Source organism: Rhodococcus sp. NPDC059968 (assembly GCF_042738615.1).
In the GTDB taxonomy this organism is placed as follows: domain Bacteria; phylum Actinomycetota; class Actinomycetes; order Mycobacteriales; family Mycobacteriaceae; genus Rhodococcus_F.
Map to the genome: position 1 here is coordinate 1 of NZ_JBHWUE010000182.1, position 10,052 is coordinate 10,052.

11 protein-coding genes and 1 pseudogene are annotated in these 10,052 nt (G+C 65.0%); 9 read left to right on the forward strand and 3 right to left on the reverse strand.

Annotation, left to right across the window (positions count from 1 at the left end; genetic code table 11):
- Nucleotides 1-364: 364 nt before the first annotated feature.
- Nucleotides 365-706 (reverse strand): hypothetical protein, encoded by a 342-nt coding sequence (locus tag ACFWAY_RS51720; protein ID WP_378516251.1) that lies wholly within the window; start codon nucleotides 704-706, stop codon nucleotides 365-367.
- Nucleotides 707-881: 175 nt separating this feature from the next.
- On the opposite strand from ACFWAY_RS51720, the gene ACFWAY_RS51725 reads away from it, so the two are divergent.
- From ACFWAY_RS51725 to ACFWAY_RS51740, 4 genes and pseudogenes are all read left to right on the forward strand, one after another.
- The gene (locus ACFWAY_RS51725; protein ID WP_378516252.1) at nucleotides 882-1,238 is read left to right on the forward strand and encodes a hypothetical protein; all 357 of its coding nucleotides are present in this window, start codon (nucleotides 882-884) and stop codon (nucleotides 1,236-1,238) included.
- A 125-nt stretch (nucleotides 1,239-1,363) separates the two neighbouring features.
- Nucleotides 1,364-1,546, forward strand: a pseudogene (locus ACFWAY_RS51730) (DUF3703 domain-containing protein); the annotation flags it as partial.
- A 321-nt stretch (nucleotides 1,547-1,867) separates the two neighbouring features.
- A complete protein-coding gene (locus ACFWAY_RS51735) occupies nucleotides 1,868-2,575 on the forward strand; it encodes a hypothetical protein (RefSeq protein ID WP_378516253.1) in 708 nt (235 codons plus the stop codon).
- 702 nt (nucleotides 2,576-3,277) lie between these two features.
- On the forward strand, nucleotides 3,278-4,519 hold the full coding sequence (locus ACFWAY_RS51740) for a hypothetical protein (RefSeq protein WP_378516254.1): 1,242 nt from the start codon (nucleotides 3,278-3,280) through the stop codon (nucleotides 4,517-4,519).
- A 329-nt stretch (nucleotides 4,520-4,848) separates the two neighbouring features.
- On the opposite strand, the gene ACFWAY_RS51745 is transcribed toward ACFWAY_RS51740, so the two are convergent.
- Nucleotides 4,849-6,024 carry a Fic family protein gene (locus tag ACFWAY_RS51745; RefSeq protein ID WP_378516255.1) on the reverse strand — a complete coding sequence of 392 codons (1,176 nt, stop codon included), beginning with the start codon at nucleotides 6,022-6,024 and terminating at the stop codon, nucleotides 4,849-4,851.
- Nucleotides 6,025-6,515: 491 nt separating this feature from the next.
- Complete coding sequence (locus ACFWAY_RS51750) at nucleotides 6,516-7,145, reverse strand: hypothetical protein (RefSeq protein WP_378516256.1); 630 nt, start codon at nucleotides 7,143-7,145, stop codon at nucleotides 6,516-6,518.
- Nucleotides 7,146-7,525: 380 nt separating this feature from the next.
- Between ACFWAY_RS51750 and ACFWAY_RS51755 the strand changes: the two genes are divergently transcribed.
- The 5 genes from ACFWAY_RS51755 (at nucleotide 7,526) to ACFWAY_RS51775 (ending at nucleotide 9,287) form a co-directional block, all read left to right on the forward strand.
- On the forward strand, nucleotides 7,526-7,720 hold the full coding sequence (locus tag ACFWAY_RS51755) for a BrnT family toxin (RefSeq protein ID WP_378516260.1): 195 nt from the start codon (nucleotides 7,526-7,528) through the stop codon (nucleotides 7,718-7,720).
- The gene (gene brnA, locus ACFWAY_RS51760; RefSeq protein ID WP_072950616.1) at nucleotides 7,710-7,946 is read left to right on the forward strand and encodes a type II toxin-antitoxin system BrnA family antitoxin; all 237 of its coding nucleotides are present in this window, start codon (nucleotides 7,710-7,712) and stop codon (nucleotides 7,944-7,946) included. Before ACFWAY_RS51755 ends, brnA begins: the two co-directional genes overlap by 11 nt.
- A 209-nt stretch (nucleotides 7,947-8,155) precedes the next feature.
- Complete coding sequence (locus ACFWAY_RS51765) at nucleotides 8,156-8,266, forward strand: hypothetical protein (protein ID WP_378516257.1); 111 nt, start codon at nucleotides 8,156-8,158, stop codon at nucleotides 8,264-8,266.
- Between the two features lie 154 nt (nucleotides 8,267-8,420).
- On the forward strand, nucleotides 8,421-8,612 hold the full coding sequence (locus ACFWAY_RS51770) for a hypothetical protein (RefSeq protein WP_378516258.1): 192 nt from the start codon (nucleotides 8,421-8,423) through the stop codon (nucleotides 8,610-8,612).
- A 30-nt stretch (nucleotides 8,613-8,642) separates the two neighbouring features.
- A complete protein-coding gene (locus tag ACFWAY_RS51775; RefSeq protein ID WP_378516259.1) occupies nucleotides 8,643-9,287 on the forward strand; it encodes a Fic/DOC family protein in 645 nt (214 codons plus the stop codon).
- The last annotated feature ends 765 nt before the right edge of the window (nucleotides 9,288-10,052 follow it).

A 10,052-nucleotide genomic window follows, 5' to 3' on the forward strand; every position in this document is an offset into this window, starting at 1 on the left:
CCACACCTGTTGCAGCGGATAACATCTCCCCATCAGCCTCTGAGCTGCACAAACTCAGAGAATCACGCTGCCACACGGGGCTGACCCCCGGAGAAAACACCCCCGTCGGCCAACCAGGTCACCACCAGTCGGTCGCGTGCCGAACGGACCGATGCCAGCAGCCGGTCGCGTGCACCGTCGGGAAGCATCTTCGGGTGCCGACGCCGCAGCCCCGACGGAGCCAACGGGTTCGCCGGCATTGACGACGTCGTGTGCCCCAAGAACGCGCGCCGACGGTCCACCCGCGTCGGCAGCCGACGCTTATCCAGTCTCCGGCCCAGCTCGGCATTCACCCCGAGCGCAGCCTGATGCAGATAGAACCCCTTCAAACAGGCTGCCGTAGTCGACAGCGCCGCATGCCCGTATGGGCGTTTCCCGGCTCGCCTAACGGCATCGTGACCTCGGCGCCGACGATGCCCATATATCGTTCGAGATCCCGCAGCACCACCCTGTCCAACGTCAGGCACTCGCGCTCGAGCCAGCGCAGGTGATCCACCAACAGGTAGGCGTAGGTGCGTTGGGTGCCCGACCCGTCGTGCTCGCGCAGGAACCGGTCCGCCTCGCGATGCTCCGTTCCTTCCGGCCAGACGATCGTCCACGACCGCCTCCCATTACGCCTGTCGATCCGCTGAACCCGGAGATCCCCTACCACCACTCGCATCGCCATCCGTCCTCCACGTCTCTGCCTGAACATGACGAACATCCCGAACCCTGGTCGGTAAACAACCACGGGACGTCCCGGAAGTCGCGCAGGACGAACGGCGTGTACGGATATATCTGCGGTCGGTAAAACCGACGATGGAAAAGCCGGCGTCGCACTGAAGGACGACGAAGTCGTCTCAGTGTTCTCCCACAACGACGGCGCGCATCCCAACGCCGCTTCCTCGATGCTGCGCCAAGCCACCGTCCTCGGAGGACGACGCCTCGACTGCTTCGACACGGTTCTGCCGAACATCTATGCCGACGCCGGATTCGTCCCCGTCGCCCGCCTGGCATGGAACGACGACTACGCCCCCGCCGGCTGGGACTATCACACCTACCGCCGCTACAACAACGGACGGCCCGACGTGGTATTCATGGCCCACGATCCAGCAGCGGTCGGCTCACTGTATGACCCTGCGGCCGGGGAGTACGTCAGCGACTACGACAACGGTATCGCTGCGGCGAAGACCTACCGAACCACAACGGCGGAGATGTAGCGGCCGGCGCGGCGTCGTCAGTGAGATGCCACCCGGGACGGGCAGGACGGGATCGGCACCTCACGGCCATGCGCCCGGGCGGCACATTTTTCTTCCGCGGTGGTCGCAACAACCGCACCGACGACATGCTCGCCGCGGTTGCGGCGAAGCATTGGCCGGATCTCCGCCGAAGACGGCCCACGGCTGCGGACAGCGCGGCGCGGTGGGAGCACCTCGAGCGGCCGCACATCGTCTCGCAGCCGTTTCCGTGGCTGCACACCCGCAGCCATGTCGCGATGTTCGTGCTGGCGCTGTGCCAGCACGATCGCGGGGTGTCCTCTACCAGCGAATCGTCTGTGCGCTCGGCGCCTTGACCTGCGGTGAGGAATCTCGAGTGCCGGACCGGACTTCGGTAAAGCTGCTGCGGGGCCCGGGGTCTGGTCGACTTCGCCATGGGATCTTTGCTTGATTTCGCGGGAGTATCCGTGGTGGAGGATTCCCGCGGCGAGACGGGTGACCGGTCGGTGGTGATGCGCCGCGACCGACGTGCCCGGCGCCGACGATCGGCATCACAGGCGTTCACCTGGCCCAACATGTGCGGATAGGTCCAGACGCGGGAGGTTCCCGACCAGTGAAGCAGAATGGGGGCCATGGACGATGTGGAGTTGGTCGAGCAGGTGCGGCGGCGTTGGGAGCAGGGTGTCCCGCCGAAGGTGATCGCGCGTGCTCTGGGTGTGCGGCCGTCGGTGGTGGCGCCGTTGGTGCGACGAATCGCTGCCGAGGCTGAGGCGTCCCGAGGATTGGGGCGGGTGCTGGGGTGCTGGGTCAATTGTGGCTGGAGTGTCGGGCTGGGCGTCGAGCGTCATCCGGAGTGGGCGGAATTGGACGCTCCCGCCGGTGAGGCCGAAGGCTTCGCGCAGGTGTTGGTGGCACGAGAGGGGCGGCGTGGTCGGGCGACGCTGCGAGGCTACCTGGCCGACGTGCACTGCCTGGGGGTGAAGAACGCCCGTGACCCCGAAACCATGGACGCGGGCAGGATCCCCACCGCCGTCCGCACGTACTACGCGGCGTTCGACCGTCCGGCGGTGGAGATTCCGATTGAACTCGGCCGTGAACTGATCCTGGGGGCGGTGCACTATGCGCGTGGGCTCGGTTTCGAGCCCGCCGGCGTCTTCGATGATGAGGCAGCCGCGTTCCTGGGTGAGTGGGACGGGCCGGGTCGGATCGAGTTCGGTAGGGACGGTCAGCCGTTCTACCTCAACGGGCCCTACGACAATCCGGCCGCTGTCATTGGGACCCTCGAGCGGTCCGTCGGTGCGGGGAACTTCCACGTCTCGGTGGCCGCGGGACCGATGTGACCGCCACGAACACACCCGACGCCGAGGGGAACACCCGACTCCATGGGCGGTGAGCCGAGCAACGGCACACGCCGGCACGCGGACGGGAAGCGCCGCCAGCCGGATACCACAGATGGGCCGGCAGCGTTCGATGGGATCATGGTGGGCGAGCGGCGGATGTTCGTTGTCGACTACACCGCGGGCGGCGCCCCGTACGGGTGTTCGAGGACGTGTCGGACGACGACGCATTCGACGGTGTCGCCGCCGATCCGTTCGGCTAGCCCGGCACGCGGCCCCGGGCCGGTCGGCCCATCCTGTCCGGCCCGGTCGACTCGACCCCGGGCGGTCCTACATGTGCGCTCTCGACGCCGGCACCCCCATTTCGAGTGTGGCGGTGCCGAACGTGCATGCCGAGACCGGATTTCGGTTGTGCTGGCATGTCTCTCGGACCTATCTCCAGATCCAAACCGGCCGCGAATACCCGCACGGTAACCGGCTACTACAGGGCAGTCGGCCCACCGCGTTTCGAGCTGATCGTCACCGCACTGGCCGAGCATGCCGATCTGCCAGAGACAGTGCGGAATCTCAGAACGGTGGCGGATCCGCCACGTCACCGCCACACGTTCTCCAGAGGTGCGTGACGGCTGTCGGTGTACGGCGCGCTGTGTTTGTGTTTGCGGCTGTGGTCGGGCGGCGCCGCGGCCCGCATGCCATCCTCAGGGTATGGCACGAACGTGGTTGTCGGTGACGGTGGAGCTGCTCGGCGGGCGCGGCGAGGAATTGTGGCCGTGGCCCGGCCGCGTCTTCGCGGTCGGACCGTCGCATACGTTCATGGATTTTGCGAATGCGATCAACGATGCCTTCGCCCGGTGGGACCGCTCGCACCTGTCGATGTTCACCCTTGCCGATGGACGAGTGGTCACCGACACCGAGACTGGGGCCGAGATGGTCGAGTCTCTCGGTGGGCCGATCACGGAGGCGGTGGACATCGAGTCGGCGAAGGTCGCTCGACTGCTGGGGCTGGGTGTGGAGTTCCAGTTCACCTTCGACCTGGGCGATGACTGGACCCACCGCTGTGTGATCGGCGCCGACAAGGTCGACCCCCTGGAAGTGCTGGGGATCACGCCAGGGAAGCCTCTGCCGTACTGGGGGTGGGGCGCCATCCCGGATCAGTACGGGCGCCGGTGGTCCGACGACGACGGGGAAGGCCGAGCACCGCGCAGACCGAGCCAGCCGCATCCGATGCTGCTGCACGCGTGGCCCGCACAGGACCAGGTGCCCGCGCTCGAGGTGTCCGAGCTGCGCGCCGCTATCGCGGCCAAAGATGCGGTCCGCTTCCTCGCCGCGGTGCGCGGCCGGGACGTCGACGACGCGCTGCAACAGGTGGGGGCCGGAATACCGATGGCACTGCAGCAGCGACGGAAGCAGGCCGAGCCGGTGGCGGTGTCGATCATCAACCGGCTGACCTGGCGTGCCGGCATGGGTGACGGGGTGCTGGCCGAGGACCTGCTCGCGTGCCTGCGCGGCGAGCCGCTGGCCGGGAGGGTGGTGCCGGTCGACCTCGAGATGCTCGGTGCCGAATTGGAGGGGGATCTGGGCATGTCCACCGGTGGCTACGTCGATCTGCGCACAGGGGAGGTGTATGACGACAGCAGTACTGATCCGATGATGGTCGGCGAGGACGCCGCCGTCGACGTGGAGGCAGAGCCCGACCGTTGGCTCCGGTTCGACCGCACCGGCTCGCGGGACGGCTGGCGGGATATGGCGGCCTTCGCGCAGCGGCAACACGATTCGGCGCTGCGGGAGCGGCTGGAGCGGGCGATCGAGGGCAAGGGTGCGTTCGGCCGGTTCCGCGACCTCGTCCACCGGGAGGGCCTCGCCGAACAGTGGTACATCTTCGCCGCCGACCGCCAACTGGGTCGTGCCCGCGAGTTCCTCGCCGACGAGGGCATCCGTGTGGGCTGACGGTCACCACACCGCCGTGCCACGTGTGTCTCTGACCCATCGGCGTGCCCACGGTCGGGCGTGTTGGGCGGCGAAAGGAGCGGATGTCTTGCTCTGCCGAACTCAGCGCCGATGTCAGAAATCGCGGCGACCACGCGGCCGCTGCCGGTTGACCGTCGCCGGCTGCGCGGTAGGTCTGGGTCAGTGCCAGCAGTTCCACCAGAGGACTGTGGGCACCAGCCAGGGTTGCCGCACCATCGAGCTGTCTCCCAAGCCGTACGGCGGGATCGGAATCACGTCATCACCTCTTGGTCGTGATCGGGGTTGGTGTCGGGGTGATCGGTCGATGGTTACTCCCATCGGGTGGCGTTCCATGCGTCCCTGCAGAGGAAGAGCCTGTTCTGCTTCTTTTTGGTGATTTCGGTGAGGATGTTTTCGTCGACGAGTTTTTTGATGGCGGTGTTGGTGGCTTGGAAGGTTTTCCCGGTGAGGGTGGCTGCGGTGTTGACATCGATCACGGGGTAGCCGGTGAGCCATTCGGCGATTTCGATGGCCGAGCCGCGCAGGCCTTTTTCGCGGAGTCCGAGGATCATGGTGTCGCGGATTTTCATCAGTCGCTGGATGCGTTCGAGGCCTTCTTTGGCTTGTTCGGCCACGGCGGTGGCGAAGAACTCGATCCATGGGTTGTAGTCGCCGGTGATGGTGGTGTTGAGGAGGCCGTCTTGGTATTCGTCGCGTCGGGCTTCGAACCAGGGTGCGATGTTGAGGATCGGCCATCGCAGTTCGCCGGCTTTCATCGGTTGTAGGAGTGCGATCAGGCGTCCCAGTCGGCCGTTGCCGTCACCGTAGGGGTGCAGGGTTTCGAATTGGTAGTGGGCCATCGCCATCTTCGCGACGATGAGAGTGTTGTCTTCGTGGGCAACCCAGTCTTCCCATGCGGCCATGCCCGCCTCGAGTTGGTCGCCTGGTGGGCACGGCACGAATCGGGCGGTGTCGATGGGTTTGTTGTGGGCGCCGATTGCTACTTGGTGTGAGCGGATGTCTCCGGAGTCCGTTGTTTCACCTCGTGTTCCTCGAACGATCATCAGTTGCAGTTCGCCCAGGAAGGTGCGGGATATTCTCCGTTCGGTGATGTGGGCGACCGCCACTTCGGTGGCGTGGACGTAGTTCCGGATTTCTCGTTGTTCGGATGACATCTCGCGGTCGTCGAGGAAGTCGGCGGTGAGGACGTCTTCGAAAGAGGCGTAGGTGCCCTCCAGGGCGGAGGTGCTGGCTGCTTCCCGTCGGATGATGGGGCGGACGAGGATTTCGGGTCGCGGCAGTTGGGCGACGGCCTCGTCGAGTCGTGCGATGGCGTTGCCGGCTCGTGCGGTTGCCATGATCGCGGCGGCCGACAGGTCGGGGTTTACCGGCAGCGGGTCTGGGAGGTACGCCCAGTAGCTCCAGGGTTGGGTTGTCCTCGGGTCGGTTCCGCTGATGGGCACCAGCGTGCCGATCGGCGATTCTTTCAGCGCATCAACGTCCACTGTTCAATTATATCGCGGTTTGCTTGAATCATCGCAGTTGATGTTCAAGTAAACCGAATATTTCTTGAACCTGCCCCGCTGCACTCGCGGAAGCTTGAATGAACGGAACCCTTGTTCAAGCAAATCGCCTATTGCTTGAATCGCACCGGCGCACGTTGTAGCCGGCACCCGACCCTCGGGATGCGAACCTTCTTTGTTGTGATCCCGTTGTGACCTGATGTGATGGCATGTCCCCGGTCTGTGATGTGGGGTGCCAGCGGCGGGCACCAGCGTGCCCGGTGTCGAGCACGTTTTGAAAGGTGTTGTATTTCAATATATTTGGGTAACAGGTTGTGAACAGCGCCTTCCGCCGATGATGCACAACCGATCGCCGTCCCGCCGCTGTGGTGGATCCTTTGGATCGGAAGGCCTTTGCCGGGAAGGTGTCGAGGAGCGGTTGCACACTGGTCTCCTGCGATTGGGGAGGGATGCCCTGGGGACTGCCACGGTGGTCATGGTGGGTCGTCGGGGACCGCCCACAGGCCCGAGCCGATGCGTCGGCCGGTGTCGGCGATCAGTGCCCGGAGCCGGGCGGCGTCGTCGCGCAGTGCTTTCTGCAGGTGGGGTCGGACGTTCTCGGCGACGTCTGGTGGTAGTGGGCAGCCTTGGTGTACGAGGGCGGCGGTGTTCTCGATGAGCCGCGCCGCGCGCATGAGGAGGGGCTCCGGCACCCGGACGGTGGGGAGGTCGCCGTCGTGGTCTCGGGTCAGGACGCCGAGGGTGGAGATCAGTGCCATCGCTGTCGCCGGCGTGTCGGGACCGGTGTTGGCGTCGGCGAGGGCGGCGACTTCGACGAGGGCGGCGATCGTCGACCCGAGAGTGGGTAGAGGCATGGCGATGGTGCGGGGCAGTGTCAGCAGGTCGGCGCCGGGTGCCTCTTCTTTGATGCTCAGGGCCAGTTCGCGGGCGAGGGTGCGGAGGGTGTCGTGGTCGAAGTACCGGCGGGCGGTGCGTTCGGTGATGCGCATCTGTTCCGCTACGGCAGCGACTCGGTCGGTGAGCAGGTCCTCGAGTCGGTCGGTGGGGACGGTCAGACCGATTCGTGCCAGCTCCTCACCGAGGGCTGAGGCCGTTGTGCTCACCCATGATGATGGTCGCGGCATCGAGGCCTCCTGATCAGAGCGTTCCACCCGCACCTGGTCTGTCTACCAGTCCGCCCGCGGTGGCGGCGGCAGGCGACGGGAAACGTCAGGCCGGACCCGGACACGCCCCGCGGTCCGCTCCAGCGCGAGGTGACGGGTGCGCCGGGGGAGGTCACTGATCGATCGAGGCTCCATTCGCTGGATCGGCTCTGGTTCCGATGCCGCCGGTGTCGAGTCGTACGTTTGAGTTTTCGGCCTGGGCTGGCGTGGGAAAGCGGGGAACTCCTCCAGCCAAAATAGTATAGTTTCTATACATTTCTGGGTTTGAGTTCGATCCGAACAAGAGCGAAGCGAACCTGGCCGAGCACGGCATCGATTTTCTGTCGGCGCAGGCACTGTGGCGAGATCCTCACCGGCTCGAGGTGCCCGCGAGAACTACGGATGAGCCGAGGTGGCTGGTGATCGGTGTGATTGACGGAAAATGGTGGTCCGCGGTGGTGACCTTTCGTGCGGACCGGACCCGGATCATCTCGGTTCGGCGCTCACGTGGAGAGGTGGCGCCTTATGAGAGCTGACGAGTTCGACGAGCGTTTTGATGCCGGCGAGGACGTGACGTTCGCGCTCGATACGGCCAGGGCCCGGCGCCCGGGCGAGGAGCAGCGGCGTGTCAATGTCGACTTCCCGGCGTGGATGATCGCGGAGTTGGATCGTGAGGCGACTCGTCTCGGGGTTACCCGGCAGTCGCTGATCAAGGTGTGGATCGCCGAGAGGCTCGAACGCAACGGCTCAACGGCCGCCTGATCCTGCCGCGGTGGCGTGGCGGTACAGAGGGCTCAATCCGTGGACTCGGCTCGGTGGTCTCGGTGTGGGGGGCGGTAGTTCTGGTCGGCGGATGATCTGGTTGCGGTGACGTTTGTGTCGGTGCAGGTCCCGCCGAGGGCGCCGCGGGCGATCCTGGGCACCGAAAGGCGGAGGCGCTGCGCGCCGACGACGCGGCGTTGCATCACCGGGTGCTGTCGATCCGCGACGCCGCCGGCCTCCCCGAGGAGATCTCCGTACCGCGCGTCTTCGACGTGATCGCGTGTCGTTGTCGCCCGCAGATCGTGCGCCATCGGTGGTGAGGACGTTTGCTGGGACCGGGACGGCGCGATTTCGGGCCGCTTCGACGGCGCGATGCGGGCGATGTGGTGCAGTTCCACGTCACCCGAGTGGTGTCGAGGGGCTGTCTGTGACACTGCATCGGTAAACTGGGGGTTCGAGTAGGAGGTGGCGTGAATGGTGATTCGTCGACCGTTGGATGACCGTGCGCGACGTGAGCGGGCTATCCGCGCGGCCCGGACAACGAGCGAGCTGGAGGGCTCCCGGAGCACTGACGTCACTCGAGCCGATCAGGATGCCTATGTGCGTGGTGAGATCGACATCGAACAGCTCGGCTCCCGGGTCCGTGCCCGATACAACCTGGACTAGCAGGCTGGCCGGCATTGTCGTGGTCGGTTCGTGAGCAGGCCGTACCCGTGGGAAACGGGCGACCATGACACCGACTGGCGCGGTTACTTCATTCCTGACTCGAAGGTGCTCCGCAACCGGGTCGGGGCCACGACAGACGATGAGCTGATCAACGCTGAGAACGATCTCGTCGAGGTTCGGGTGGCAGAGCTCAGAGCTGACCCGTCGGTGGTGTCACGAACCTATGATCTGGTCCATCTGCAGGCACTGCATCGATACCTGTTTCAGGATGTGTATGAGTGGGCGGGGGACCTGCGCACCGTCGGCATCGAAAAGGAGGGTGAGTCCTTCATTCCCCCGCGGGAAATCGCTCGGCCGATCGAGTATGTTGCCGAACAGCTGAACGAGCTGCGGCACATCGGCTCTGTCACGAAACAAGCCCTGTCCGGCAAGCTGGCGTATGTGTACGACTTCGTGAACTTTGCTCATCCGTTTCGTGAGGGCAATGGTCGGACGCAGCGAGAGTTCTTCGACCAGTTGCTCGCCGAGTCTGGACGCGGTTTGGCCTGGAACCTGATCGGGCTCTCCGAGCTTCACGCTGCGTGCCACGCAGCGCGCGCGGACTTGGATCTTGAGCCGCTGTGTGCGCTCTTCCGGCGGATCGTGGACGACGAACCTTCCTACCTCTACGACTGAGCCTGCGCCAGTTCTTCTCAACTGCTGTGGGGCTGGGAGGACTGGAAGAGCATGGGGACGGCACGCTCGTCGGGGCGTGGCTGTTGGGGTAGCGGGTGTATGTCGAGGGCCGCCACGGTCGGCCCTGGCTGGACCCTGCGGCGTAGCTCTCGCCCTTCTCTCGGTAGACGGCCCGCATCCGGTTTCCGGGGTGCGGGGGCCGTGTGGGGGTGTAATGGTGTTGTGACCTGGTGTGATGACATGTCTCCGGTTTGTGATGTGGGGTGCCGGCGAGCTGTGTGTGTGGGGGAGTTCCGGCACCGGGGCGTCGGCGGGCGCGGGTGTCTCTTTCGTCTGTTTTTGAAAGTTGTTTATTACCAATATGTTTGGGTAATCAATTGGTTGATAAAGCTTTACACATGTTATGCACAAACTTGAGATTATGAAGTTCGTAATCTGTTGTAAATTAATAGATTTGGGTGTTTGGGATTTTCGACTGTTTGAGTTGCGTGAGAGGGTGGGTGGTATGCTGTGGGTATGACATTGAGCGGCGTGGGAAGTCGAGTGAGCGGTGCGTGCGGGCGCACCCCGCCTCCCCAGCTTCGTTTCGGGGTGTGGGGGACCGGATCGAACGTTCCGGTGGAAAGTGCAGGTGAGAAGCTAATGTCGGAAACTCAGAGGAGCGAAGCGACTCGATCGAACGGCAACGGGAATCGCTCACTGCGAGCCGCGCAGCGGCTCCCTGGCGGGGAGCGCAGCGACTCGCCCCGTCTCCCGGTGCGGAGC

Coding starts and splice junctions, on each gene's coding strand:
- ACFWAY_RS51720 (WP_378516251.1), bottom strand. CDS start 706: ATGGCGATGCGAGTGGTGGTAGGGGATCTCCGGGTTCAGCGGATCGAC.
- ACFWAY_RS51735 (WP_378516253.1), top strand. CDS start 1,868: ATGGACGATGTGGAGTTGGTCGAGCAGGTGCGGCGGCGTTGGGAGCAG.
- ACFWAY_RS51740 (WP_378516254.1), top strand. CDS start 3,278: ATGGCACGAACGTGGTTGTCGGTGACGGTGGAGCTGCTCGGCGGGCGC.
- brnA (WP_072950616.1), top strand. CDS start 7,710: ATGAGAGCTGACGAGTTCGACGAGCGTTTTGATGCCGGCGAGGACGTG.
- ACFWAY_RS51770 (WP_378516258.1), top strand. CDS start 8,421: ATGGTGATTCGTCGACCGTTGGATGACCGTGCGCGACGTGAGCGGGCT.